The organism is Pantoea stewartii (genome assembly GCF_011044475.1).
GTDB classification, from domain to species: Bacteria; Pseudomonadota; Gammaproteobacteria; order Enterobacterales; family Enterobacteriaceae; genus Pantoea; species Pantoea stewartii.
Genome location: NZ_CP049117.1, coordinates 52207 through 78153 on the forward strand (window position 1 = coordinate 52207; position 25947 = coordinate 78153).

At 53.9% G+C, this 25947-nt stretch carries 22 protein-coding genes, 2 pseudogenes and 1 riboswitch; of the genes and pseudogenes, 8 read left to right on the forward strand and 16 right to left on the reverse strand.

The genetic code is table 11. The annotated features are described in order from the left end of the window. The first annotated feature begins 134 nt into the window (after positions 1-134). The 3 genes and pseudogenes from umuD (at position 135) to G5574_RS23245 (ending at position 2653) form a co-directional block, all read left to right on the forward strand. Positions 135-584 (forward strand): translesion error-prone DNA polymerase V autoproteolytic subunit, encoded by a 450-nt coding sequence (gene umuD / locus G5574_RS23235; RefSeq protein WP_164483441.1) that lies wholly within the window; start codon positions 135-137, stop codon positions 582-584. 8 nt (positions 585-592) lie between these two features. Further along, a pseudogene (locus tag G5574_RS23240) lies at positions 593-715 on the forward strand (Y-family DNA polymerase); the annotation flags it as partial. A gap of 144 nt (positions 716-859) precedes the next feature. Beyond that, complete coding sequence (locus G5574_RS23245; RefSeq protein ID WP_164483442.1) at positions 860-2653, forward strand: ATP-dependent nuclease; 1794 nt, start codon at positions 860-862, stop codon at positions 2651-2653. 63 nt (positions 2654-2716) lie between these two features. Here G5574_RS23245 and G5574_RS23250 read toward each other — a convergent pair whose 3' ends face one another. Together G5574_RS23250 and G5574_RS23255 are read right to left on the reverse strand one after the other, a co-directional pair. Next, complete coding sequence (locus tag G5574_RS23250; protein WP_244964704.1) at positions 2717-4891, reverse strand: tyrosine-type recombinase/integrase; 2175 nt, start codon at positions 4889-4891, stop codon at positions 2717-2719. Between the two features lie 59 nt (positions 4892-4950). Next, complete coding sequence (locus G5574_RS23255; protein WP_024472277.1) at positions 4951-5931, reverse strand: tyrosine-type recombinase/integrase; 981 nt, start codon at positions 5929-5931, stop codon at positions 4951-4953. A 235-nt stretch (positions 5932-6166) separates the two neighbouring features. Between G5574_RS23255 and G5574_RS23260 the strand changes: the two genes are divergently transcribed. The 3 genes from G5574_RS23260 (at position 6167) to G5574_RS23270 (ending at position 9796) form a co-directional block, all read left to right on the forward strand. Continuing rightward, positions 6167-7150: a tyrosine-type recombinase/integrase gene (locus tag G5574_RS23260; protein ID WP_014594566.1), complete on the forward strand. Its 984-nt coding sequence runs from the start codon at positions 6167-6169 to the stop codon at positions 7148-7150. Between the two features lies 1 nt (position 7151). Next, positions 7152-9269, forward strand: a complete 2118-nt coding sequence (locus tag G5574_RS23265; RefSeq protein WP_164483444.1) for a tyrosine-type recombinase/integrase — start codon at positions 7152-7154, stop codon at positions 9267-9269. Positions 9270-9394: 125 nt separating this feature from the next. Then, positions 9395-9796 carry a VOC family protein gene (locus tag G5574_RS23270; RefSeq protein ID WP_014606795.1) on the forward strand — a complete coding sequence of 134 codons (402 nt, stop codon included), beginning with the start codon at positions 9395-9397 and terminating at the stop codon, positions 9794-9796. Positions 9797-9962: 166 nt separating this feature from the next. Here G5574_RS23270 and crcB read toward each other — a convergent pair whose 3' ends face one another. The 8 genes from crcB to G5574_RS23310 all read right to left on the reverse strand — a co-directional run bounded on the left by crcB (position 9963) and on the right by G5574_RS23310 (position 16830). Further along, positions 9963-10337 (reverse strand): fluoride efflux transporter CrcB, encoded by a 375-nt coding sequence (gene crcB, locus G5574_RS23275; RefSeq protein ID WP_010260804.1) that lies wholly within the window; start codon positions 10335-10337, stop codon positions 9963-9965. A gap of 2 nt (positions 10338-10339) precedes the next feature. Then, positions 10340-11047 (reverse strand): 2,3-bisphosphoglycerate-dependent phosphoglycerate mutase, encoded by a 708-nt coding sequence (locus tag G5574_RS23280; protein WP_028722238.1) that lies wholly within the window; start codon positions 11045-11047, stop codon positions 10340-10342. 43 nt (positions 11048-11090) lie between these two features. After that, positions 11091-12380: a phosphopyruvate hydratase gene (gene eno / locus G5574_RS23285; RefSeq protein WP_014606792.1), complete on the reverse strand. Its 1290-nt coding sequence runs from the start codon at positions 12378-12380 to the stop codon at positions 11091-11093. Between the two features lie 15 nt (positions 12381-12395). Continuing rightward, positions 12396-12821, reverse strand: a complete 426-nt coding sequence (locus G5574_RS23290; protein ID WP_014606791.1) for a universal stress protein — start codon at positions 12819-12821, stop codon at positions 12396-12398. Further along, the gene (locus tag G5574_RS23295) at positions 12818-13726 is read right to left on the reverse strand and encodes a DHHA2 domain-containing protein (RefSeq protein ID WP_014606790.1); all 909 of its coding nucleotides are present in this window, start codon (positions 13724-13726) and stop codon (positions 12818-12820) included. The genes G5574_RS23290 and G5574_RS23295 overlap by 4 nt, the downstream gene beginning before the upstream one ends. Positions 13727-13804: 78 nt before the next feature. Continuing rightward, positions 13805-13874: riboswitch (Fluoride riboswitch) on the reverse strand. Positions 13875-13923: 49 nt separating this feature from the next. Further along, positions 13924-14523 carry a uracil-DNA glycosylase family protein gene (locus G5574_RS23300; protein WP_014606789.1) on the reverse strand — a complete coding sequence of 200 codons (600 nt, stop codon included), beginning with the start codon at positions 14521-14523 and terminating at the stop codon, positions 13924-13926. Then, complete coding sequence (locus G5574_RS23305; protein ID WP_014606788.1) at positions 14520-15680, reverse strand: TDT family transporter; 1161 nt, start codon at positions 15678-15680, stop codon at positions 14520-14522. The genes G5574_RS23300 and G5574_RS23305 overlap by 4 nt, the downstream gene beginning before the upstream one ends. Before the next feature lie 151 nt (positions 15681-15831). After that, a complete protein-coding gene (locus G5574_RS23310; protein WP_014606787.1) occupies positions 15832-16830 on the reverse strand; it encodes a YncE family protein in 999 nt (332 codons plus the stop codon). Between the two features lie 234 nt (positions 16831-17064). Between G5574_RS23310 and umuC the strand changes: the two are divergent. Further along, positions 17065-18120: pseudogene (gene umuC, locus G5574_RS23315) on the forward strand (translesion error-prone DNA polymerase V subunit UmuC); the annotation flags it as partial. A 388-nt stretch (positions 18121-18508) separates the two neighbouring features. Further along, positions 18509-19582 (forward strand): hypothetical protein, encoded by a 1074-nt coding sequence (locus G5574_RS23320; RefSeq protein WP_164483446.1) that lies wholly within the window; start codon positions 18509-18511, stop codon positions 19580-19582. Between the two features lie 157 nt (positions 19583-19739). Here G5574_RS23320 and G5574_RS23325 read toward each other — a convergent pair whose 3' ends face one another. From G5574_RS23325 to G5574_RS23350, 6 genes are all read right to left on the reverse strand, one after another. Then, complete coding sequence (locus G5574_RS23325) at positions 19740-19976, reverse strand: plasmid partition protein ParG (protein ID WP_164483447.1); 237 nt, start codon at positions 19974-19976, stop codon at positions 19740-19742. After that, complete coding sequence (gene parA / locus G5574_RS23330) at positions 19973-20599, reverse strand: ParA family partition ATPase (RefSeq protein WP_164483486.1); 627 nt, start codon at positions 20597-20599, stop codon at positions 19973-19975. The genes G5574_RS23325 and parA overlap by 4 nt, the downstream gene beginning before the upstream one ends. Positions 20600-20754: 155 nt before the next feature. Next, positions 20755-21774: a hsdR gene (locus G5574_RS23335; RefSeq protein WP_164483448.1), complete on the reverse strand. Its 1020-nt coding sequence runs from the start codon at positions 21772-21774 to the stop codon at positions 20755-20757. Between the two features lie 323 nt (positions 21775-22097). Further along, positions 22098-23363, reverse strand: a complete 1266-nt coding sequence (locus tag G5574_RS23340; RefSeq protein WP_164483449.1) for a HEPN/Toprim-associated domain-containing protein — start codon at positions 23361-23363, stop codon at positions 22098-22100. A gap of 69 nt (positions 23364-23432) precedes the next feature. After that, on the reverse strand, positions 23433-24476 hold the full coding sequence (locus G5574_RS23345) for a hsdR (protein ID WP_164483450.1): 1044 nt from the start codon (positions 24474-24476) through the stop codon (positions 23433-23435). 17 nt (positions 24477-24493) lie between these two features. Beyond that, positions 24494-25246, reverse strand: a complete 753-nt coding sequence (locus G5574_RS23350; protein WP_164483451.1) for a tyrosine-type recombinase/integrase — start codon at positions 25244-25246, stop codon at positions 24494-24496. Positions 25247-25947: the final 701 nt, after the last annotated feature.

The following is a 25947-nucleotide window of genomic DNA, read 5'->3' on the forward strand; positions in this document are numbered from 1 at the left end:
CGTTCCTCTTGCCATGGACTCTCAACTCATCAATACTGTTTTTATATACAGTGGTATTTAGGAGGGAAATCAACCATGCCAGAGTTATTCACTGAAGCACGAACTTCAGGCCATTCAGTCCGGAGAGCGGCACCATGAAAGCGACATCCTCTCAGGGCGGACTGACGATATTCAGGCCTGCCGATATACGACCCGTCATGCGCATCCCGCTCTTTGTTGAGCGCTGCGCCGCCGGTTTCCCCTCCCCTGCCACCGATTATGTCGAAGCAGAGCTTGACCTGAATGAGCTCTGCATCACCCATCGCGCCGCTACGTTTTTTGTGCGTGCAAGCGGCAGCAGCATGGAAGATCTGGGCCTGTATGACGGGGACGTGATGGTCGTCGACCGCGCAAAGGAAGCCACGCATGGTGACATCGTCATCGCGGAGGTCGGTGGGGAGTTCACGGTCAAGCGCCTGCAGCTGCACCCAAAGATTGCGTTGCGACCGATGAACCCTGCCTATCCGGTAATCTACCCAGAGGAGTTGCATCTGCTGGGCGTGGTCACCTGGTTTTTCCACAATACCGAGGCGCGCCGGAGGTAACCATGCCGATGTTTGGTCTGGCTGACGTCAACAGCTTCTATGCGTCCTGTGAGGCCCTGTTCAGGCCCGATTTGCGGGGGAAACCGGTCGTCGTTCTTTCGAACAACGATGGCTGCGTAATCGCAAGAAGCAAAGCTTATGTGGAATTTTAAATCTACTCCTAACCTCACAGTTTGAACTTAGCACTTAATTATTAGTTGCATCATAACATTAAATTTGTTAATGATTTATGGCTTCAGAAACATTTAAACACATTTAATTTTATGGGCAAATTTATGAGATTACACACGTTAAAAATTAATGGCTTTAAGAGAATCAATGATGCAGAAGTTAAATTTGGTGACGCAACATTTCTCATTGGCTCCAATAATGCTGGTAAAAGCTCTGTCTTGAAAGCAATTGAATGGCTGCTTTCTAATAAAAAGACAATGGATCTAGATTGTTTTTGCTCTGAAATTGATCAAGAAACCGGTGAAAACAAAGTATGTTGTAAAACGGTTATCCTTGAGGCCGAATTCCGTAATGTACCTGAATCAGCCAAAAACTGGAGAGGTTTCAAAGGAAGAATTTTCAATTATGATCCAGAAGACACTAATGAGACTGGAAAAAGCATTACTTATAGGAAAAGTTACTCTCTGGGAGAGGATGCAATTATAGAACTAAAGTCTTTAAAAAGAGTCATGAAAAAAGAATTAGAAAAATTAAAAAAGCCCCAGCAACTCATAGATGCTGGCATCAATGAGGATTTAATAAAAGACCTCTTCACAGACCTAGAAAAAAATATAGGTTCATCAGAAAAAGGTAAGTTAGAGCTAATTGATGACATGTGGGATTTAAATGATGAAGAAGTTTGGGATAAAAACCCTGGGGGAATAGGTGGTGTTGTTCTCTCAAAGTTACCAAGTTTCCTTTTAATCCCTGCAGACTCAGGCGCATCAGAAATTGAAGGTAAAACAGGAGTTTTACAAAAAACGCTTAATGAGTTGTTTAAAGATGTACGTGGAATATCTGAGAATTACAAGCAAGCCCAAGCTTGTTTGAACGAATTAGCGAATGAGTTAAACCCTTCAGATGGGCAATCTGAATTTGGGAAAATGATGTCCGCACTTAACGCTGTATTATGCGGTGTTTTTCCTGAATCTAAAATTTATGCATCAGCTGACTTATCTAATCCTGACACAGCATTATCTCCGACATTCTCCATAGAAATGTCAAGCAATATAAGAACTTCCGTTTCAAATCAGGGGACAGGAATGGTTAGGGCTGCTGTTTTTGGATTATTGAGGTTTAGACAACAGTGGTTGAGAGACAGAGGAGGAGATGAAAGAAGCCTCATCATAGGTTTTGAAGAACCTGAAATCTATCTTCATCCGAGCGCTGCAAATCAAATGAGAGATTTGATTTATGAACTATCTGGAAATTCATCCCAAATAGTAGCAACCACTCACTCTCCATATTTAATTGATTTATCGAGAAAGCCTAAGCAGGTACTCAATAGATTTTATTACGACAAATCACACACAACAATAAACCCATTCTCTGTCACTGATGAATATAAAAAATTACAAGGTGAAGACAAAGATCATGTCAAAATGGTTATTAGGTTAGATGATCACATATCAAGAATATTTTTTACGAGGAAAGTAATTGTTGTTGAAGGCGATACTGAAGAACTTGTTTTCCGCGAAGCAATAAGAAGAATGCCAACTGAAGTGAGAAATAGGATAATGACAAGTTCAGAAGTTATCAAAGCCAGAGGAAAATCTGCAATAATAGGATTATTAAAATACCTCTCTGCTTTAGGCGTTGACTTTATAGTTATTCACGACCGAGACTTAGGTGTCAGGGGGGCTGAGATTTTTAATCCACATATTTTAAATGCAGCAGGCTCTCCAGACAAAGTAATTGCTATTGAAGAATGCATTGAGGATCTTCTCGGCTATCCTTCTCCTGCATCTGAAAAACCATTTAATGCATATCGCCATACATTAACATGGGGAGATGCTTATGAAGGTATACCCGAAAAATTGAAAACCGTATTGAGTAAAGTTTATAGCCCATGGATGTAATATCTGTATGATTATAATCCCTCTAAACTTTATGTTTAGAGGGATTATAAAATTTAAAATACTTCATCTTCTCTCGTTATCAATATCTGGTGATGCCACATTTCGCAGTGAGTCCGTAAGTTTTTTCATTGCTTCAACACCATCTTCAACTGCAGCCCTTTCGCTTTCAGTAAGTGGTATCTCTTGCATCAGCCTCAGTAAATTTCGTTGTCCCTCAACATACTGCGCTTCTGAAGATGATTTGGGCAGATAAAATGAACATTTTGCACAAGCCATCCGATGTGGGCATTGTTCAAAGAAATCATAGGAGCACAGACCATGCCCCAGATCGTAATAACGCCAAGGTTTTCCTTCGGCTGCCTGCCCTGCGGTTATCACATTCTGATCTATCAACACAGATATCATGCGACGGTTACGTTCAAAGTAACCAGCCTTTTCAAGAGAACCCGCCAGCTTTGTTGGCGTGATTTCGACATAATGGCGGGTAGATTCTGGTGAAGCATGTCCTAGCCATCTTTGAAGCTCGAAAATATCCAGGGGCTCCCTGGCATTATAAAGTTGAGTAGCCATAGTAGCTCTCGCACGGTGACTCGTTATCTTTCCCTTAGTATCACTCTCAGGTACCCCTGCTTTTCTGCAGAGCAAAGGGATAAGAGAATTGTTAATGTAACCTGTATGTACGCGTTTTCCACGATGCATGAACAGGAAATGTACACTTTCACCGGTTTTAGAATCTTCCTGAAGAGGATGCGTACTTCGCATCCCCTCCCACTGTTCAATCGCTTCCCCTATAATCGGGTCAACTGGTTTTGTGAATGCCGCGCATGTCTTGCTGACCGGTACGTCCAACAGGCAGATACGGCGCGAATCATCATCTTCCTTCCGCTGCCAGCGGATACAACCGCACCGCATCCTCAGGATTTCATCTCGTCTCAGACCACCAAAAAGCCAGAGTATGCTGAGGGCACGCACCATTTCCAGCGGATAAAAAGCAGGATAAGTAGCGGAGGGTTTCAGATCCGTTTCCTGAAGAGTCTGCCCTGCGTGAAGCAACCTGCACCATATATCGTCTGCTACGGGGCGCGGATCAGGCCCCGTAAGCGACGTCAGACTGCGCGGCGGCCGGAGTATTCTTTCCGGGCTGAACTGCACCGGTATCCAGCCCCATTCCTGCAAATCATGAAAAAAAGCGTGGACATGTCCAAGTAGACTTGCCCGTGCAGCAGGTTTCATTGTCATTCCACGACGATCGCGGTACATGCCGCAAGGATTTGACCACTCTCCCACTTTCATCCTGCATACTGTTGTCACCCAGTTCATTGCCGTCTCACGCGTCCAGTTGGCTGGCGACAGGCATTCCGGATGACATTCTGCCAGCCAGCGGCCGCATTTCAGTAGGACGTACCACGCAGACAAAACGGATGCGGGCCGGAGTACCGAGGTGACACGCCACCGTTCACACCAGGACAACCATTCTGCCGGAACATCGGCCACCGCAACATACTCACGGGGAGGTCTGCGACGCTCCTTAACGCGATGATCGAACCCTTCAACTTCTGTATCTGCCGCAGCCAGGATGCGTGACAGCGTGGCAGAAAATTTTCTGAGATAAACAGGCCCGACTGCCGAAATGTGTTTAAGTGTCTCTGTTTTCAGCTTTTCCGGAACGGGTTCCCGCTGGATAAGCATTGCCATACACATGGCATTTCTGATGCCATTGTTCCGGCCATCTCCCTGCACGTACCCCAGCCTCTGCATCATACTGTCGAGGCGGCTCACAGCACTGTCGGTGGACTGCCGGCCAAACACCTTCAGGCAGAGGCGGTACTGATAGAAAACGCCACAGGAATCCAGCCGGTCAAAACCACATAGAAGCCATGCCAGTGCCATAACGTACTGCCGGCAGTTACCGCTGGCACCAAACCTGCGGTGAAATTCACCTTCAGTACTGCAGATGACTTCTGACCATTCTGTCTGCGTCCAGGCCCAGTATGTTTTTCGCAGACGTTGCATTTCCAGGGTTATATCGTGAATAGCTGAATTATACGGCGCTCTGGCCGCATGCATCCCTATCAGCGTATCGCGTAGCGGTAAAAGAAGGCGGGAAAGCCGTTTCAGTATATGATGTGGCCAGTTCTTTCCGCCCTGGCGGAAGTGACTGACCAGTTCATCCAGCGCCTCAGCCTCGCCGGAAATAAACTCAGGGCGTTGGTCCCAGCGGGGGTCGGGAATTGTCACAGTTTCTTCTGCACAGGGGGCAGTTTGTCCGGATCGCATCATGATAGATATTCCCACTGTTACTTCAGTACTGAGAGCCAGGAATCATGCAGTGATGTCATTGTGCAACTGAACCGGCTGCTCAGATCACGTGCACTCAGATGAATGTACAACATTGTTGACTGAACACGACGGTGGCCAGCAAAAGCGGCAATTTCATGAATATCCCACCCGGCACGGGCCAATTCCGTCAGGCAGAGATGGCGGAACGTGTGCGTACTGATAAGAGGCTGGCCGGCACCGAGTGCAAGGCGCCGGACCACCTTTGACCAGGTCCAGCCAGTGACAGGCTCTGCACGGTTACGCGGTGAACGAGACAGAAATAGCGGACCGCGCGTCGTGCTGAGCAGACGACGTTCAGCAAGCCAGGCGGCGTAAAGTTCTCCGGTAACCGGTGAATAAGGTACCACACGCGCACAACGGTTTTTGGTGTTCTCTGCCCGCACAGTGAGCAGCCTTCTGGACGGGTCAATATCACCAGTGGACACTGTGCAGAGTTCCCCCCGCCGTAAAGCGCAGTCATAGGCCAACGCCAGCATGAAACGGGTACGAATGTCCGCCTGTGCAGCAACGTTCAGGAAGCGCTGCCAGCCTTCCGTCTCCGGAATCCACGGTAGTAGGCGCTGCACCGGCACGAGACCTGCAACGCCTTTTCCCCCGTTTTTCCAAAAACCCCGTCTGACAGGATTGGATTCCCGAATCCCCTCCTCGCAAAGGAAGTCACAGTAAAGTCGAACAATAGTGACACGATGACGGATGGTTGAAACGGCAAGTCTACGATCATCATGCAGAGTGCGGATATATAGCGCCACTGTATCACTTTTTGCTTCACATGGTTTTAGCCCGTAAGAGTGGCAAAACGCGAGCCAGTCATTGATTCCGCGGGCATAAGCATTGACAGTATTTGCCGCCTGTAACAGATCGCTTTGCAACTGTACCCACCTACATGCCGAAGGATCGTCTGCAAGAAAAGGCAGTGTGTACGATAACTTTCGCTGCATGACCTTTCCCCCTGAACAGAACACTATCTGTACAAATTACACCCAATTCCAAATAACATATAGGCCAAAGCCCTCGGCATCAAAATGGGTGTTCCCTGGTTCCAGATTAAAACGCAGGATTATCCGGAAAAAGTCCATGTGTTCAGCTCAAATTATGCGCTGTAGTAAGTTAAGTGGAATGCAACATTGATCGTATAGACTTTGAACAGCAACGCTGACCTCAGAGGTAAACGCAATGACGACTCCACTAAACAACAGTGCCATTTTACTGGCGGAACGCTGGCTGAAGCTGCTGTCCGACCTGGGGCGGGCACCCGCCACCCTGACCGCCTACCGCGCAGCCCTCTGTCATTATTTTGCGTTCTGCAGCCGGAACAGGATTGAACCTGAAAAGGTCAGGTTTGATGACATGGCTGCCTACATCCGTCCTCAGTTACCCGGTATGCCTTTCCCGGCCGCAAGCGCCACGCTCCAGCTGCGCCTGTCGGCTGTCCGTCTCTGGTACGACTTCCTGATGTATCTTGACCTGTGTAAGGTAAATCCGCTGCCCCGTTCCGGCACGCCGGGCATGCTGTGTTCCGCACGGGGGCTGGTTCCCCGTATCGTAAAGCTGCCGCGTATTCCTGACGATGCACAGTGGCAGCTTTTTCAGGCTCATGCCGCGGATTCTCCGCTTCGTGACCGGCTGATGCTGGCGTTAACCTACTGCGGTGCGCTGCGACGATCGGAAGTCACCGCGCTGAGTACTGATGACCTTGACTTTGCCCACCGCCTCATCCGCGTCCGGGCTGAAACCACCAAGAACCGTCATGAACGGATCGTCTGTTACAGTCCCGCCCTGACGCCGGTGCTGGCGGCTCATCTTTTACAGATGAAGCTGTCGGGGATGGTAAAAGGAGCCCTGTTCCGCTCTGAGTCCGATCGTAATCAGGGGGCACCGCTCTCTTACTGGAGCTGGAGCAAAACGGTACGGAAATGGGCGCTTGAGTCAGGGCTGCCCGACATTTCAACCCATACTTTCCGCCACCTGCGGTTGACGCATCTGGCCCGTGCGGGCTGGAAACTGCACGAACTTGCCACCTACGCAGGTCACCGTGATCCGCGCACCACTCAGATTTATATTCACCTTTCCGGCAGGGATCTTGCCGCCCGGATGGCAGGAGCAATTGAAACGGCAGATATCAGGATGGCGAACCTCATTTTCGGCACGGAGGAATAATATGGCAGCGTCTGAACAGCCTGAGAATGTGTGGCTTCCCTTCGACCTCTCCGCTTACAGGCTTGATGCTTTACTGACTGAGCCTGAAAAGGCCTCACTGGCCACCTCTCACAGCCGGGGCAGGCTGCTGCGGATAAAACCTGCACCTGAATTTATCAGGCCGCTGAAAGACATCGCTGCAGAAAGCGGATGCAGCCGCGAGGTTGCTGACCTGATAATACTGGACCTCCTGCGTGAGATGCACCTTTCGGGTATACCGTACTGGCGATGGCCGCAGGAACGCTGGCAGACATTCAGCCGGACGGACGGAAAAGGACGGCCGCTGATGGCCGCCTTTGCATGGCATTTCGCCGGACGGTATGATCCCCTCAGCCTGCCAGACATCAGAAAACCTGCCCTGTATACCTGTGCCATTTTTGGTCAGGCTATTTACTTCCGGGAGCTTCACCGCCTGACTGAAACCCTGAAATCGCTGGGCTATGCTGCGGGTAGTCAGGTCACGCATCTGTCGGGCATACTGGCCACGCTGATGGTCATGAACAGAGATCCCCGTCTTGAAACCTTTACGCCTGAACTGCTGTGGGAAGCCCAGAACAACACAGATAGCGGGACATCCCGGTACATTGGCCGGATTTCACACGGCCTTGCTGCGCTGGGCATCTTCAGCGCCCCGATGAGGATGCGTAATTATACCCGATGGTATGAAAAACCCGTAGACGGGATCGATCCGGCCTGGGTCAGGTGGTGCCGGCGCTGGCGGGAAACGTCTGTGCTGAGGCCTCGCACCCGTGAAGGCCAGTACAGCTTTATACTGCGCTGCGGCCTCTGGCTGGCAAAGGCGCATCCGGAGGTGCGTGAACCGTCAGACTGGAGCATGGAAATCTGCGCCAGCTTTATCGCTGCGGTCGGCCGGATGAACGTGGATGAGCTACAGTTGGGCACGGAAAGGGGCACCCGAAAATCGGTGCGATCCGGTGAGCCTATGATGCCGCATTCAAGGGCGCATTTTATCTACTCACTGCGCCGTTTTATGGTCGACTACGAAAACTGGGGCTGGGGTCGCCTGCGCTTCAGCCCTGCCCGTCATCTTTCCACACCGGATACCACCCTGTTTCGGCGCGACGTCAATCCCCGTGTTATCGACGATCCGGTCTGGCTCAAGCTCATCTGGGCCAGCCTCAATCTGCGTCAGGAAGACCTGCTTACTGAAATACATTATCCGCTGGCCATGCTGCAGGCGATGGCCGTCATCTGGACCCATGCGGGGCTGAGGAAAAATGAGCTGCTCCGCCTGACTACCGGTTGCATCGCGCCGCAGGCAGATGAAATAACGAAAGATGACGGCAGCGTCATCCCGGCCGGAACCCTTTGTTACCTTCATGTCCCCGCCGGAAAAACATCAAAAGCCTTTGTTAAACCCGTGGCGACAGTGGTAAAAAAATATGTCGACATCTGGCTGGCCGAACGCCCGGCAGAACAGGCCATGCTGGCTGATGAGCGGACCGGTGAGAAGGTCCGGCTGCTGTTTCAGTACCGGGGGAAGCCTGCCGGCAGCGCTATCCTCAACCGCACGGTGATACCGATGCTCTGCGCAAGAGCGGGCGTTCCTTCTGAAGACAGCGGCGGAGTGATAACCAGCCATCGGGGACGCGCCTCAGCCGTGACCGCACTGGCCAGCGTACCGCAGGGCATGTCACTGTATGAACTGATGCAGTGGGCTGGTCACTCAACGCCCCAGTCCACCATGCATTATCTCCGTATCCGCCCGACACAGCTGGCCGCCTCGTTTGTAAAAGCAGACAGAGTCGCGCACATGATCAGCGTACTGATTGATCGCGACCCTGACGCCGCCAGCCTGACCGGACCTGCAACGTATTATGATTTAGGTGATTCATACTGCTCAAATCCGTTCTGGAGCAGCTGCCCGCACCGGATGGCCTGCATCGGCTGCGATTTTAACCTGCTGAAGGACAGCGCGCGCGGGCTTATTCTGGAGAGTAAAGCATCCATCCGGCGTTACCTCGAAGAGGTCCCGCTCACTCCCGATGAGAAAGCCGTACTGGAGCAGGATGCTGAAAAGGTTGAGCAGGCTCTTACAAAATTGGGCCCAAAATCCTGAGTGCTCAAATGCTTTCAATGTCCGGTCTGAGGGTGTCAGTTCAGAGTCAGTACAGACGACCGAACGTCGTATTTGATATGAATCTGATTATAGCGGGCGTTATGACGTAACTGATGGAACAGCAGATGAGAAAACAGAAGCGATGTATGGGGTATGTGGCTGTCGTGGTCGATGACTACGATCGTGCAATTGAGTATTACACCGATAAGCTGGGCTTTACCCTGATTGAGGACACGCCGCAGCCGGGTAAGCGCTGGGTCGTGGTGACGCCGGACCCTGACAGCGACTGTGCTATTCTTCTTGCCCGCGCGTCGAACGACCGGCAGGAAGGCTTTATCGGCAACCAGTGCGGCGGACGGGTTTTTCTGTTCCTGCAGACCGATGACTTCTGGCGCGACTACAATGCTATGAAGGCAAAAGGCGTCCACTTCTGTCAGGAGCCGCGCGAGGAAGAATACGGAATGGTTGTCGTGTTTGAGGACATCTATGGCAATCGCTGGGACCTTTACCAGAACAGGCAGACCTGAAACTCTGTCACGACAGTGTCCCGGATTTAGGGGAAGCCTTACAGGCGTAAACCCTGTCGGATCAGGCCCGCAGAGAGCGCTTCTGAACAATATACTGAACTGTCTGACCTCAGTGCAGCGGTCGCTGCACTGAGGTCTCCCCTGGATAGAGGCCGTACGGTCCGGGTTAACCACACAGCGTCATGATATAAAATCCGGCCGCCGTCATGGCCAGCGAACCCAGCACGTGTATCAGCACCGAGGCGGCTGCCCAGGCATAGCTGCCTGACTGCAGCAGGGCAAAAACCTCAGCTGAGAATGTGGAGAAGGTCGTCATTCCGCCACACAGCCCGGTGGTAATGAGCAGCCGCCAGGCCGGATCGAGGCCGGGATGGCGCAGAAAATACGCCAGCGCCGCCCCGATGATAAATCCACCCAGCAGGTTGACCAGCAGCGTCCCCGGCGGCAGGTCCGGAAAAAGCGCGTTCAGGCGCGCGCCCAGCTGCCAGCGGATAACACACCCTAAAGCACCGCCGGTGATGACGGCAAAAAGCTGATTCACGTTCACTCCTTTTTTTTAATATTCAGAACATAACGGCACACGACCTGTGCGGCCGTATCCATTTCATATACAACCGGCACGCCGGTCGGGATGTGCAGCTGTGCCACGCTGTCGTGGGGCATGCCGTTCAGAAAGGCGGTCAGGGCGCGCAGCGTGTTGCCGTGCGCCACAATCAGAACGGTACTTCCGCAGCGCAGCTGTGGCACCACAACGTGGTGCCAGTATGGCATGACGCGACGCAGCGTCATTTCCAGGCTTTCCGTTGCAGGCAGGTCGGCCAGCGCAACGCGGCGGTAGCGCAGATCCCGACGCAGCTGCGCCGGAGCCTCCGCGTCTGCGGGCGGAATGCCGCTGAAGCTTTTGCGCCATAGCCGGACGGTCTCTTCCCCCATCATCCGGGCAGCGTCGTCCTTGTTCAGCCCCTGCAGCGCACCGTAGTGGCGCTCGTTCAGTCGCCAGCTCTTTTCCACGGGCGTCCAGCTTCGGTCAAGACGGTCCAGCACCCGCCAGACCGTGTGAACGCAGCGTGTCATCACCGAGGTGAAGACACGGTCGGGCATAAGGCCCGCTGCCCGCAGCGCGTCACCGGCCCGGTCGGCCTCCTGCCGCCCCCTGACCGTCAGCGGCACGTCCGTCCAGCCGGTAAAACGGTTTTCCCGGTTCCACTGGCTTTCGCCGTGCCGCAGGAGGATCAGCGTTGCAGGGGCCACAGGCATTCCTTCTTTGCCGGACGGGGACCGTCCGGCGGATGTGTTACGTGCGGCGCACAAACGCATGAAGCCCCGCGTAGTGCGCGTCCTCACCCAGCGCCTGCTCAATGCGCATCAGCTGGTTGTACTTTTCCACGCGTTCGCCGCGGCACGGCGCGCCGGTTTTCAGGTGTCCCGCGCGCAGGGCCACCGTCAGATCGGCAAGGAACGTGTCCGTGGTTTCCCCGCTGCGGTGAGACATGAACGCACCCCAGCCGTGCCGCTGGCAGAGAGCCACGGCGTCCAGCGTTTCGCTGAGCGAGCCTATCTGATTGAGCTTGATCAGCGCGGCGCTGGCGAGGTTTTCGTCAATGCCGCGCTGGATGTACTTCACGTTGGTTACAAACAGGTCGTCACCAACCAGCTCGGCCCTGCCCGCAAGCTGCTGGTGCAGATGCTTCCAGCCCGCCCAGTCGTCCTCGGCCAGGCCGTCTTCCAGCAGGATGACCGGAAACTGGTCCATCAGCTCGCCGTAGTATGCCGTCATTTCCGCCGCGCTCAGCGCGCTGCCCTCGGTGCGCAGATGATACTGACCGTCAGCGAAAAACTCACTTGAGGCAGGGTCCATGCAGATGCTGATGTCCTCTCCGGGCCTGTATCCCGCCTTCTCAATCGCCTGTACGATAAACGCCAGCGGGTCACGGTTCGACGACACGGCGGGCGCAAAACCGCCTTCGTCGCCCACTGCCGCTGAGAGTTTTTTGTCCAGCAGGATCTGGCGCAGCGCCTGGTAGACCTCGCTGCCCTGACGCACGGCCTCGCGCAGCGTGGGAGCCCCGTGTGGCGCTATCATGAACTCCTGGAAGTCCGCGCCCTGACCGCGGGCGTGCACGCCGCCGTTGATGATGTTCATGCACGGCACGGGCAGCAGATTCGCCTGCAGGCCCCCCAGGTAGCGCCACAGCGGCTCGTGCGAGGCCTGTGCCGCCAGCCGGGCCACCGCCAGCGATACGCCCAGAATGGCATTGGCACCCAGGCGACTCTTGTTCTCCGTGCCGTCCAGCATCAGCATGATGTTGTCCAGCTGCCGCTGCTCGCGCACGTCCAGGCCGCGCACGGCTTCGCAGATTTCCGTATTAACCGCCCTGACGGCATCCAGCACGCCTTTGCCGCCAAAACGTTGTGCGTCACCGTCGCGGCGCTCTGCGGCCTCGCGCGACCCGGTGCTGGCCCCGGAAGGCACCGAGGCGCGTGCCATCATCCCGTCCGGGGTCCGGGCCTCAACTTCAACGGTGGGGTTGCCGCGAGAGTCAAGAATTTCCCGGGCGGTCACGTTATCCAGTGTAAAGTGCATAGCGTTTCTCCCGGTTTAGTCATTCAGGTGAGTAATAAGCACATCCACCGTGAGGTGGTTGATGTATTCCGCCGAGCGGGACGTCAGCATTCCCATAAAGCGGTTGCGGTGCCCGGCAAGCACGAGGTCCACGCCCAGCTCATTGATGCACTTCTCCACGTCCTCAAAGCGGCGCATGGTCACCAGCTCCCGCGTGTCTACCGCCTCAGGCACGGAGGCCGCCAGCTCGCTCATAAACGCTTTGGCTTTCAGCACCTCTTCCGACACGACGTCGTCCATCAGGCTGTCGGACACGTAGTTCATTTCCCGGTAGTCGTCGCTGATGTGGGCCAGGGTGATTTTCATGCCGAGCGGCTGCGCCAGCGCGACCGCCCGTTTCAGCAGGAGGGTGCCGTCGTCTTTGTCGTTCACAAGTATCAGTGCGTGGGTGTAGCAGGTCATAATGAACTCCCGTTCTGGTTAAGGCGGGACTCAAGCCACGGCAGAAGCTGTTTTTTGCGGCTGAGCATGCCCGGTACGGAGCAGGAGGCCGCGTTAACGCTCTCCCGCCCGGCGAAGTAAAGCGTTGAAAACCCGGCGCGAATGTCGGTCAACATCAGCACCGTCAGCCCGGCACCCGACTGGTCCGCCAGATACGCCAGGGCAGCGAGCAGGTCGTCCATCACGGGGGCAACCTGTGTCGGTGAGCTGACCTCAATCTGGGCAATGCGCACGTCGGTGCCGGCAATGACGAAGGCCTTGAGGTCCCTGCCCAGCAGCTGCTGGGCGCTGAGGCCGCTGACGTCCGTTTTGGCGGTGAGGAGGTCACGGGCGAAGGCTCTGCGGTTTACGCCGGACAGCACGCCCAGTTCGGTCGCCGAACGGATATCGTCTTCGGTGGTGGTCGGCGAGCGAAGATTCACGGTGTCACTCAGGAGTGCGCCCAGCAGAAGCACGGCGAGCGTCGGGGGCAGCGTGCGGCGCGCTTCAGCGTCCATCAGCAGCCAGAGCAGCGTGGCGCTGCTGCCAACCGGGCGGATATGCACCTCCGGCGGCAGTTGCGTTATCAGCCCGCCCAGCCGGTGGTGGTCAGTGATGCCCACGACGTTGCTCCGGAGCAGGTCGTCAGGCCCCTGCGCCGGCTCGGTGAAATCGACCAGCCACACCCGTTCATCCTGCAGCGGAATAGCGAGCAGCGGCGGCAGCGTAAGACCGGCGGTGTCAAAGATAAAGCGGGTTTCCCGGTTAGCCTCGCCGAGACGCCATGCGCGGGCGTCCATGCCGCGCCCGGTCAGCCAGTGAGCGGTGACGACCGCCGTGCAGATGGCGTCGCTGTCAGGATTGATGTGGCCAAAAACGTGTATCAAGGGTCTCTCCCCGTAAAGGGAAGTACGCAGGCCGGGAGGAAAGTAAGGACGGCCTGACGCACCTCCTGAAAATCAAGAGTCACATCAGGCGTCATCAGCTCCGGAACGGAGCGGTTGGGAAAGGTGGAACGCCATCACCCTGTACTCTGAGTATAGAGCCAGACGGAAAGCCTGTCAGTATTATTCTGCTGGCACCCTCAGCCCGCCAGCGCAGCGCGTGCTTCGCGGAGCACCCGGCGGATGTTTTCCGGCACCGCCGGGCTTGTGCAAAGTGAAAGCGGACTGGGGTGAGGCATCTTCAGCACCGTGACGCCGGGGCACTGATGACTGACCGTCCCGCGGGCCTGAGCCGCTACGGCACCGGCCAGCACCACCACGCGCAGCGCGGGCAGATACGCCAGCACGTCCTCAAGCCAGGCGCAGCCGCTGCGGATGTCCGCCGCTGAGGGCCGTTTCTGCGGCCCGTCGCTGACCCAGGGCACCGTATTCCACAGCACGCTGTCCCGGCGCGCAATACCGGCTTCCGCCAGAAACCGCCCCAGGTTCTGCTGGGCCGGCCCCGGGTTATCCCGCGACACAAACCGGGGTGACGGGCTGCTGCGCGCCGGCGACTGCAGCAGGACGAGCAGTCCGGCCCCGGTCCCGCCGTCGGCCGGATCAAACCACGGCAGCTCCACGCCGTGCTGACGCAGCCCGCTGACCCAGCGATTCAGCGCGGCCACGTGCGGCGCGGTGACTGCCGCGAGGCGTTCCTCGCGTAAAAACGGGTCCAGCAGCGACGTGCAGGTTTCACTCACGGCTTCCGGTCCAGGCCTGCCAGACAGGGGGAAACAAACAGTTTCCCGCTCCATGCCCCGCGCACCGTCTTCACCGCGACCAGCAGCCACATGGCGGCCAGCATGACGACAAGAAGCGCACCGAAGCCTTTAAAGAACGCCAGGTCAACGAGGGTGGACAGCTTCAGCGTGGCGACCGTGTACACGCCCAGCGGGAAGGTAAAGCCCCACCATCCCAGATTGAACGGAATGCCTTCACGGAAGTATCGCACGGTTATCAGCGTGGCCAGCAGCATCCACCACAGGCCGCAGCCCCAGAAGAGAATGCCGGCAACGAACCCCACGCCCTGCGCGATATGACCGATTTCCGGCATGCCCGCCGCGGCAAACACCCCGGGCGCATCTCCGCCGATGACCAGCATCCCCAGCGAGCCGGTACCAATCGGCCCCAGTGCCAGCCAGCTTGAGGCCGCCATGCTTTCGTGTGGTAGCTTGTGCAGCGCCATACGCAGCAGCAGGATGGCGAGGATGCTCAGCGCCACCGGCACCGAGTACGCCCACAGCACGTAGCTGGTAATAATGATGCCGAGCTGCGCGTGGGGGTCGGCAATGTGCGGTGCCAGCAGGCCGCCACTGACTGCCGCAACCTCGGCGGCCACGACCGGCAGTAACCAGACGGCGGTCATCTGGTCAATGCTGTGCTGCTGCCGGGTAAACATCATGTAGGGAATACACACGCCACACAGCAGCGACATCGCCACGTCCAGCCACCACAGGGCGTGCGCTACGGGAATGACGTCAGCCCCCCACCGGGGGAGGCCAAACGCCAGCAGCCCGTTGATGATGGTGGCCATGCCCATCGGGATGGTGCCGAAGAACATGGACACCGTTGAATGGCCAAAGATGCGCTTTGCCTCACCGAAGTACATCACCCAGCGGGCCAGATACATCACGGCAAAGACGCTGAACAGGAAGATGTTAAACATCCAGAGTCCCTCGGCGACGAGGCGTAATCCCGGAACCGGCCAGGGGAACTGCGCCAGAGACAGAGACAGGATACCGGTCCCCATGGTCGCGGCGAACCAGTTAGGCGTGAACTGACGTATGGCCTCTTTCGGGCTGCTCAGCGCGCTCAGCGGGCGCGCTCCGTTATGCAGGGTAAATATTTTATCGTTCATGCCGTAATCTCCTGAGTAGACAGAAAGAGTATAGGCACGTCGGGTTAAATCTTTAAAACAGGTTATTCAGTTAAAATAAACCAGTAAAAGTGGTTAGACTCTCCCACTCCGGGAAGGACCGTCACACCGCCGGAGTGAGGGAAGGACTGAATCAGGCCTGCGGCGGGCTTTTAATCGTGGCCGTGACGCGGTTCTGTTTCAGGTCAACGACCGCAATGCTGAGGTCTTTATTCAGCACCCACGCGCGGGCACCGTCTTTGCTGAAAACGATGGCCTGACGGGGCGCATCCAGTCCGGTAACGGTGGAGACCACCTTACCGGCGGCGGTATCAATAACGGAGAGGCTGTTGTCGCCCAGGTTGCCGCTGTAAACATAGCGGTTATCCGGCGTCAGGGCGGCACCGTAAGGATCCTGCCCCACGGGAATGGTTGCCGTAATGGCGAGCTTCTGCGTGTCAACCACGGCGATGGTGTTGCTGCCGCTGTTAGCCGCGTACAGTGTGCGGCCGTCGGCGCTGACTGAAATGGCGCGCAGCTTGCTGAAGCCTGTTATCTCGCCGCGAATCTCGCCCGTTACGGCGTCAACCAGGGTAATTTTATCGCCCTTAAAGTTAGTGACGTAGACGGTTTTGCCGTCCGGGCTGATTTTTATGCCCTGACGGGGCTGGGCAAAACCCGTCACGACCGCAACGGGCCGGTTGTGCGTCAGGTCATACACCGAGAGCGTGCTGGCGGCCTCGTTATTCACATACAGGCGCTGACCGTCACGGCTGATAGCTGTGCCGAATGCCCCGGGCCCCAGCGGCAGCGAGGTCTCCACATCAAGCGTCCCGGTGCTGATTTTTCTGACCACGCCGAGGCTGCTGTCTGAAAGATATACGGCCTTCCCGTCGGGGGAGAAAAGCGCATTGCGGGGCGTGACGTATCCCTTCAGCACCTTTCTGACTTTCCCGGCAGCCAGGTCGTAGACCACCACCTCAGAGCGCTCACTGTAGGACGCCACCGCCGTTTTCTCATCGGGACTGACAGCAAGGGAATTGTTGTGGATATCGCCGTCAAACGTCCAGCGTTCCTCTGCGGCACCGGCGAGGGTGCTGATAAGAAGAAACGCCACCGCGGTCAGTCCCGGGATCCTGTATTTTTTTATCATCATTTTTCCTGCATTGGGGTGGGTAAGGGATAAGACTCATTGCCCGATTGAGGGCTTCAGAGTAAGCGTGGCAGATTAAATCCTGGCGGGGAAATCGATTTTCCGACTATGTCTTACCACCCTCAACCTTCCCCCCTGTCAGTAAGCATACTGAGGTAGTTCAAGGCTGAATAATTCCTGTTCAGAAAATAAACTTCAGAGGAATGGTAACTGATTTTTTTTGTTTAAATTGCATTCCACATAAATCACAGCCTCAGCCAGCGCGTCATGTCTGCTCTGGAAGATATGACGCCCAAAGTCGAACAGTATTCCATTGATGAAATGTTTCTCGATCTTACGGGCATCGATGGCTGTGAGGACTTCGAGCACTTCGGCCACCGGCTGCGTGCCCACGTTCTGGCCAGAACCGGACTGACGATTGGCGCAGGCATTGGCCCGACCAAAACGCTGGCCAAATCAGCCCAGTGGGCCTCGAAAGAGTGGCCCCAGTTTAGGGGCGTACTGGCGCTGACGCCTGGAAACCCTAAGCGGACAGAGGCTCTCCTGATGCGCCAGCCCGTGGAGGAAATCTGGGGCGTGGGCAGGCGAATTGGTAAAAAGCTGAACCTGCTCGGCATCACTAACGCGCTCGAGCTGGCGCGTACGCACCCCGCTTTCATCCGGAAGAACTTTTCGGTAGTGCTGGAAAGAACGGTGCGCGAGCTGAACGGCGAGGCCTGCATTCCGCTCGAGGAGATGCCGCCGGCAAAGCAGCAGATTGTCTGCAGCCGCAGTTTTGGATCCCGCATCACCACAAAAGTGGCAATGAAGCAGGCACTATGCCAGTACGCCACGCGCGCCGCTGAAAAGCTGCGGGGCGAACGACAGTACTGCAGGCACATCAGCGTGTTTGTCCGGACCTCACCGCACGCCGTCGGAGAGACGTTTTATGGCAATACGGCCGGTGAAAAACTCACCCTGCCCACGCAGGATACGCGCGATATCATCGGCGTGGCCATGCGCGCGCTGGATCGCATCTGGGAAGATGGCCACCGGTACATGAAGGCCGGCGTCATGCTCGATGACTTTACCCCTCACGGTGTCAGTCAGCTTAATCTGTTTGACGACAACCGGCCGCGGGCGAACAGCGCGCAGCTGATGAAGGTGCTGGACGGCATTAACCAGTCAGGTCTGGGACGGGTGTGGTTTGCGGGTCAGGGCATTGATACGGAATGGCGGATGAAACGGGAAATGTTGTCTCCGGCCTGGACCACGCGATGGAGCGACATTCCCTCAGCTAAAGTCAAATAAACGCGATCTGTGGCGATTAAAATTACATTCCTAAGAATGTTAAATCAGTTTGCTCCCTCTTATTTATTTATGCCTCTCATTGTGCACCTGAAAGCCACAGATGAAAGCGCACCAAAACAAAAGAAATATTTATAAGACACCATTGACAACGCTTAAAAAAAGATGAATATTCATTTGCAATAAACCCTGAAAAAACAGAAAAAAAATATTAAATTACTGTTTTTATTTAAATTTTAATTAACCATTAAAATTAAATGTTAAATTTATTTAAACTTTTAATTTTAAATGATTTTCCTGAATTAATGAAAACCCTTCTTTTTAATAAACTGTCGGCTGACTTTTCGTGTCTGCCGATTTTAATATCCTCTAACTTCATACAGGAAAGACTATGAGCATGGGCAGCACGGATTTATTCAACTACTTAGCATTTATGGGTACATGGGAGTCAGAGTCTGACGCCAACATCGATCCTCTTATCAGAGAACAATCCCTCTTTATCAGCCTTGGTGATTTTAATTCCGACTCGGTAGTCGATAAGGAGTTTGACTCACTGGTAGAGCTGGCATGTCAGGTAAGAGATCTCACTATCGCAGCTGACGCCTTGCAGATAAGTGCTGACGCAGCTGCTGTGGCTTCAATCTGGACATTCGGTTTCGGTATGGCGGCGTTTGCTGCTTTAGAAGCTGCTGAACTGATTGACCGCGGGGTCATTTCGAGTAAATCGGGGGACTTAAACGCCAAACTGCAGACTGTTGATACTGACATTGCATCCCAGATCACTCCGGCCGTCAGCGACTATATTTCTGCATACAAGGCGAACAACTCCCTCATCGTCTCTAAAGCCTATAAAGGCTTTAATACACAGGAGTGTCGTTCGCTGTTAATGCAGTTTATGGCAGAAGTGCAGAAGAAAAGCGGTAAGCTGGATGCGGCCACATTCAGACAGTATGCTGCATCAGCAAGACAGGCTTTTAACAGCCAGGAAATCAGCGCTGTTTACGATGCCCTCGACAAGCTCAACTTCAGTAGCAAAACAGATGCGGACATCCAGGAGTGCATGAAGTCACTGGCTGCATTCACATCCTCTGAACCTCTTGCCGTGACACTGGTACAGAATTTCTCTATCGCAATGATGATATACAACCTCAACGTCGCTAATAATGTCATTCAGCAGGCGGCCAGGGATGCCGGCATTCCGGTTGAAGAAGTCGAAGTTACGACGTTCGAAGCCATGAGTGCAGTAGGTAAATTTATCACTGTGGTTGCCGTCGTCATGTCCGTTGTGGACATTGTCTTCCAGGTTCTGAACATTGTTGACGTCGTTAAACAGTGTGACTCAATGTGCGACAAACTCAACGGTGATATCCGAGCCAACTACAAAGCCTACTTCAACGGGATCAAAGCTGCCTCTCAACAGTATGCAGCGGCGATTTCTGGAGCTACGCCTGCTCAGGCGGCTTAACATAATGACAAAGGCCGGCAGCCGGCCTTTGTGTCAACCTGCACAGCAGGTCAGTACTGTGCATACCGCCAACCATATAAGCCACAACACCTTAAACGACTTTCTTTAAAATCTTATAATCGCATAAACACATTTACAGAAAATCGTATTTACAGTTTTATTCTGGCTGATATTTTTCGCGCAGCAGTTCCCTGACTTCATCGGCGATTTTCGTTCCGCGGTTTGCACAGGCTGATTTTATCGCTTTGTGAAGACTCTCTGTGACATCGATTGTGAGACGCTTCATTTTTTCCTGTTCAACATCCTGGGCAGGCACTTCCCTGCTTTCGACCCATGCATCTGCAGCAGGCGCTCTTTCTGCACGACGTGCGAAATTGACTTTTTTACCGGTCATACATCCATCTCCAGAATTTCTTTTACAACGGCCTTTATCTCAGCTGAAGCAGCTGACTCACCCAGCTCATGAACGGCTTTCCCCTGCCCCGCAGCTTCAGCAAAGACAACACGCTGGCAGACGGTGCTGTTCAGCACCTGTGTCTCGTAGGTGGCGAGAGCTTCAACCACATCCCGCCCAATCGCCGTATTTGTAATTTTACGATTAACCACAAATACAGATTTCAGTGTTTCTTTATAGATTTTAGCTTCACGAATGAGGTTTACCACTTCTTCTGCAGCCCATACGTCATAAGGACTTGGCTGCACGGGGATGAGAACGAGATCTGCAGCCATGATTGCTGAACGAGCCAGGTCTGTTACACGGGGAGGACCGTCAATGATGATGTGGTCGTAATCAGCGGTGAACTTGCCGATATCTTTATGCAGCGTAGCACGGGGAAGGCCCAGCACCGCAAAGTGTGATTCATCTTCTCTTGCGGCCGCCCAGTCAAGTGAACTCCCCTGAGGGTCGGCGTCAAGCAGCAGCACACGGGCGCCCTCGGCAGCAAGCTGGCCGGCAATGTTGACGCTGAGGGTCGTTTTACCCACACCACCTTTCTGATTCAGGACAGAAATAATCATATCTGACTCCGTTCGGGTTACAGTTAAACTTAAAATCGCAAATACGATTTTAAAGAAATCATGCCGTAAAATCGCAAAGATGTAAAGTCGCAAAAACGCAAAATCGTAATTCATTAAAATCGCATTTGCGCATAACTGTATAATCGTACTTGTGGCTAATCCGGCAGGTGCCAGGTTTCCGGATGGCCACCGCAGAAACCACAGCCAACCATACTGCTCTGAGCAGGCACATAAGAACTCGGGTAAGAACAGTATTCGCAGCATCCAAGCGAGTCAAAATAGGCCATACACTGTGTGCACAGGTACCCTTTCTCATAGTGGCAAACCGTCTCGTACCCCTCGCATTCACAGCAGCCCGCCGGCGTCGATGAGTGGAGGTAATCTTCAGGAAGGGAATCATCCTGATCGAGAACGGAATACCGGTCCTGTGAATGAACGCAGTTTTTGCACAGGAAGGGCTCGTCACCTTCCTCAAGTTTGCTTTCATGATGACATTCAGGGCAGCGGACGAGAATGTAGCGCTCAAACTGACCGCAGACTTTGCAGTCCTCTGTAAAAACCAGCGCATTATCATCTTTAACAGCGAGGAACGACGGCTGAGAACAGACCTTACACATACGGTAATCGTGTGGTGAGGCTTCGAGCTCTTCCCTGAGAGAACGGAATTTTGCAGCGGCGTAATATTTACTGCTGTTGAGCAGGGCTGTATGGATCTTATCCACGCCTGACCACTGGTCCCGATGAAATACCTTACGCCATTCCCTGGTAATGAGCCTGGAAAGCGCAAACCACGCATCAGCCTGCTCGTTGCGTAGAGCGTCGAGTTCAGCATCAGTTACAGCGTCAAGGTAAAAATGAACCATACGGTTGCGATGTTTCTGTACCGTTTCAAAGAAAGCCAGCGCTTTGCCATCAATGGATATGCCCAGTTCTGACTCCAGGAGCTTGCAGGTTCTCGCGAAGCTGACGGAACGAAAATTCCCGGACACGAAATCATCTCTTGTGATTTCTGGCTGGCCTTTAGATCTGGCAACAATCAGCCTCCAGTCATGATTGACCAGTGGAACCTTCATCAGGATTTCGACACCACTCCAGAAGCTGACCAGTGACGATTTCGGGTCGCTATCAAACTCTGAGATGGCTTTGTTAAGGAAAGCGAGACCATTTTCCATCAACTCTGACGCATCATTGTTGTCAGGAACGTCCGGGAGGTGTGTCGTCATGCAAGGCCTCTGTCGCAAAATCGTTTTTCAGCATTATCGCATAATCTTATTTACGCCTAATCGTAAAATATCAACTGATGCTTTACGTCGAACCAGCTGATTATGGGCGATGGCATTCACTTTTAAGCGAACGCTGCGATAATCTCATTCACTCTGACTCAGGACTGTTTTCTTTGTATCAAGCCGGTGGCTTGACCCTCACAACGGTTTAAACCGCAGAGTCGTGTAAACACTTTTCCACAAAATCGCCTTTACGATTTATCGCAAATCTGCATTTACTGATTTAAGTCGTTGCCAGTTAACTCATCGTCGATGACTAACCCGTCCAGAATCTGCGCATCAACCGCACGGGTGAACGCCAGAACTTCCTGAGCGAGTCGACTGACTGTCTCATGGTTAAAAGATAAAAGAGTACCGTCTTCGTCTCTTCCGTTACGGTGAACAATGTGATGCCGCAGTTTCACGGCCCTGTGAATAAAGGGAAGCTGACTGGAGGGAAACTCAGTGAGCAATGTACTGGCGAATATGTTCATGGCTATGTCTATTTTATGCAGTGACAGGCCATCCAGGACTTCTTTGATGTCCGTATCTATCACTGAAAGCCTTGCATAAAGTTCTGTCAGGTTGAATTTGTGTTTTTTGAATGGCTCATAACTGGCCACAAACCTTTCCTTAACCGCCGGTCGAGCGAAAATTTCTCTGCGAAGGATATCTCCCAGATAGGCTTCCATTGAGGTGATGATGCTCGCATAACACATCCTCTGCAGGGAGGGGTTATCAGCCTGCGAGGCAGACAGGGAGATGATTTCCTCAAGGGACTGCCGGCTGAAGATGTGCGGATACGTTTCCTGACGCTGTATTTCATCCAGGTCACGGAAGTCGTCCTCATAGCCACTCTGGATCAGAGGCGCAATGTTGAGTTCGCAGACAGCATCATCGTTACAGCACGTTAGTAAGGCCAGCTGAAAGAAATGACTATCACTACAGGGAAAGTTGAAGAGGCCAGTATGCGAGAATTCTGTATAGAGGGGGATATCACTCAGCATCGCGTTGACCAGCGGATTTTCGCTGAGTACCCGCCAAACCGGCAACCCGGAAAAAACGCCAGACTGGCAAACGTGCTTATTCAGCGTTATTGCTTCCGGTAAAGCTGTAAGCCAGTGCTGAAAAGAGGTATTCCTGACCGCATCCAGAAACAGGCGATAAGCATCAACCCTGACCGATTTATCCTCAGAGTCAGCATGACGACGGTCGTCGTCATTTTGCAAGACCCACTCAGTTGCTTCAATCACACTGCGCAGGTTTTCGTTGAAGTGCCGTTCGCAGGACTGGAGATCGTAACCAGCCAGCATCATGCGCCGCCGAATGGAAGCAGCTGATGCACGAAAGCCGATGAATGCATCATCTGGCAGCCTGCCGTTTTCATGCCCTTCAAGATTCTCTCTGACTCTGTCGCCTGGTTTAAAAAACCAGGTACGGTGATGATTCTGATAATCTTCAACGCTCAGTCCGTCGATTTCGACACCCACACACGTAGACATAGAGCTTCCTTTTATAATTTGGCTAAAAGAAGGCTTATGCCGGTAGCCTTCCTGAAATATTGTCTCGACTTACATCCAGTTTTCGCAGCGGGTGCATCCATACTCTTTGCTGTTGTCCGGTATCCAAGTACCGGTGGCGTTGCATCGCTCGCAGGTTTTCAGCTCATCAGACACATCAAGGCAGGATGAGCACAAAAATTTATCCCCGTACTCACACACCGAATCCCAACTGTGGCATCCACCGCACACCGATGGGCTGGGATAGCGCGTACCGGTTTCAGGAGGGGAACGGAGTAAATCATACCGGCTCCTTGTGAGGCCACATCTCTCGCACTCGAAGTCAGTGTCGCCTCGTTTAATCTGGTGGGGTGCATTGCAGCCGGGACAGTATATTTCAGCGATAGGCTCTTTAGCATGGCAGACTATGCAGTCGTACAGGATAAAGCGCATGCGGGGTGCAGGAAGAGTGTGCGCCAGAGACTGCTGATTGCAGACCGTGCACTGGCTGACAGTGATGCCGGTCTGCCTGAGTTCATTCAGCTCATTCTGCACGGGCGTGTGCCTGAATCTGACTTCAGCGTAAAATGAGTTACCACGCAGCATAGCGGTTTCACTCATGCCGAGAACGAAGCTCAACCATGCTCCAAAGAGTGGCGCCCAGTCGTCGCGCAGCAGACGGTTCAGCGCAAACCAGGCTTCCGCCTGTTCGGCCTGGATCTGTCGCAGATCTTCACCGGACTCTGCGTTGTGGTAGAAATGCACCACGCGGTTGCGGTGCTGGCGAACCTTATTAAAGATAGCCACAGTGGCCGTACTCAGCGGCTTTTCCAGCACGTGCTCAAGTCGGGCGCAGGCGTCTTCGTAGGAGACCGACTGAAAATCCCCCTTTAGGTAATTGCGGCGCTCCAGCTTTTTCCCGCTACAGACGAGGGTCCAGTGTTCATGAACCAGCGGAACCTTCAGCAGAATTTCTACCGCCGTCCAGAAACTGACAATGGAGAACATGACCTGTCCCGCTTCAAGCTCCTCGCGCGCCCGGTCCAGAAAGTTAAGCCCGTTGCTCAGCAGGGCTTCGGTATCAGATCCCAGCAGGGGATCGTTTAATTCGCTCATACGTTCAGACCCTTCCTTTATACGTTCGCCCGGAGCAGCTGCAGCGCGCCGGCTGTATCCATAGAGAACCGCACCTGATGACTGGCCGCCACATCAAGCGCGAACACTTTGGTATAGACCTCGGTTGATTCAAACTTCTCGTGGCCGAGCAGGGACTGCAGCACCTTTGGCGGCACGTGGTGGTAGAGCATGTGCATGGCGAAGCTGTGCCGGAACGTGTGCGGCGAAATCTCAATGCTGAACCGCACGCCGGCACGGGCGGCCGCGTCGGTGGCCCGGTTTATCCAGTTACGTACCGTGCGATCGGAGACGGTCCACACCGGCAGCGCGCGACGTTCGCCCGTTACACCATCCGTTTCAAATTCCTCTCTGACGCTCGCAAACAGCCTTCTCATTTCGTCCACGTAAGCCGGATCGGAAAGGGGCACCACGCGGTTGGGGCTGGTGCCCCGCCGGGGGCGTCCACTGCCGGCGCGACGCTGCTTGGCCGTGCGGATGATGACGTGCGGAATGGTGTCATTCAGGCGAAAATCACGCCGGCGCAGCGCCAGCGCTTCATTGAGCCGGCTGCCGGTACACCATAAAGTGTTAACCAGCGCGTGCTGCGACCAGTCAGGCAGGTGGTGCAGCAGGCCGGTGACTTCGGGCGCCAGCAGATAGCGGGGCAGCTCGGCGTAGGCCGCGGCCATGGACCGCAGCGCCAGCGCCCGGCCGTAGTCGGGCTGTGCAGCCGGCAGCGCGATCGGACCATTAACGGACGGTAGCGACATAAACCCTCATTCTTCGGTGACAACGCTGTGTGAAATCTGGCGGGATTTACCCCTGCAGATTTCTCAGATTTCACACAGCGACGTCTGTTCGTGACAGATCCATTTTCGCCTGTCTGACGGCGGCAGACCACCCAAAAAATTCGCTGAGCGGATCGGCGTCATTTTCCGGTTTATGGATATATACCATATTTCGGAAGAAAACAGCAGTGAGGGCAGGGCGGGTGCGCCTGACAAAAGCGTCATTTTCGCCTGGATAAGGGTGATGAGAGGGTGATCGGACACCGTATATTGTGGTCCTGCCCCCCTGACACCCTTTTTCCGGTTATGGCGGAAAACGGAAAGGGCCAGGGAAGGAAGCAAAGCAGCAATAAACTTTCAGATGTGATTTCGGGGAAGTTAAAATAATGGAGAGAGTATCTGTACTTTTAAATAGTACTGTTCAGGTAAATTAGAAAACAGTAACTTTCCAGTACATGTACTGAAAGAATACTTTTATCAAATTGCGCACATAATACTACTTATCGCGCAAGTTATTTTTGAAAAAAAAGGCAAAAAATAGTCGTTTCAGGCCCTTGATATATTGACTCCAATGTGCACTCGTGGTATAGTAAGCTCATATTCAGAAAAGGAAGAAATAATCTTCCAAGACATCAGTCGGGTCTTCTGAGAATAAAGATAATAACAAAGTCAGAGATTCCGAT

What these genes read in the sequence shown, in the direction of transcription:
- G5574_RS23345 (WP_164483450.1), bottom strand. Translation starts at nt 24,476, where the DNA reads ATGAGCGAATTAAACGATCCCCTGCTGGGATCTGATACCGAAGCCCTG.
- G5574_RS23350 (WP_164483451.1), bottom strand. Translation starts at nt 25,246, where the DNA reads ATGTCGCTACCGTCCGTTAATGGTCCGATCGCGCTGCCGGCTGCACAG.
- G5574_RS23290 (WP_014606791.1), bottom strand. Translation starts at nt 12,821, where the DNA reads ATGACCTGCTACACCCACGCACTGATACTTGTGAACGACAAAGACGAC.
- parA (WP_164483486.1), bottom strand. Translation starts at nt 20,599, where the DNA reads ATGATTATTTCTGTCCTGAATCAGAAAGGTGGTGTGGGTAAAACGACC.
- G5574_RS23340 (WP_164483449.1), bottom strand. Translation starts at nt 23,363, where the DNA reads ATGTCTACGTGTGTGGGTGTCGAAATCGACGGACTGAGCGTTGAAGAT.
- G5574_RS23265 (WP_164483444.1), top strand. Translation starts at nt 7,152, where the DNA reads ATGGCAGCGTCTGAACAGCCTGAGAATGTGTGGCTTCCCTTCGACCTC.
- G5574_RS23255 (WP_024472277.1), bottom strand. Translation starts at nt 5,931, where the DNA reads ATGCAGCGAAAGTTATCGTACACACTGCCTTTTCTTGCAGACGATCCT.
- G5574_RS23245 (WP_164483442.1), top strand. Translation starts at nt 860, where the DNA reads ATGAGATTACACACGTTAAAAATTAATGGCTTTAAGAGAATCAATGAT.
- umuD (WP_164483441.1), top strand. Translation starts at nt 135, where the DNA reads ATGAAAGCGACATCCTCTCAGGGCGGACTGACGATATTCAGGCCTGCC.
- G5574_RS23260 (WP_014594566.1), top strand. Translation starts at nt 6,167, where the DNA reads ATGACGACTCCACTAAACAACAGTGCCATTTTACTGGCGGAACGCTGG.
- G5574_RS23305 (WP_014606788.1), bottom strand. Translation starts at nt 15,680, where the DNA reads ATGAACGATAAAATATTTACCCTGCATAACGGAGCGCGCCCGCTGAGC.
- G5574_RS23270 (WP_014606795.1), top strand. Translation starts at nt 9,395, where the DNA reads ATGAGAAAACAGAAGCGATGTATGGGGTATGTGGCTGTCGTGGTCGAT.
- G5574_RS23310 (WP_014606787.1), bottom strand. Translation starts at nt 16,830, where the DNA reads ATGATAAAAAAATACAGGATCCCGGGACTGACCGCGGTGGCGTTTCTT.
- G5574_RS23325 (WP_164483447.1), bottom strand. Translation starts at nt 19,976, where the DNA reads ATGACCGGTAAAAAAGTCAATTTCGCACGTCGTGCAGAAAGAGCGCCT.
- G5574_RS23320 (WP_164483446.1), top strand. Translation starts at nt 18,509, where the DNA reads ATGAGCATGGGCAGCACGGATTTATTCAACTACTTAGCATTTATGGGT.
- eno (WP_014606792.1), bottom strand. Translation starts at nt 12,380, where the DNA reads ATGCACTTTACACTGGATAACGTGACCGCCCGGGAAATTCTTGACTCT.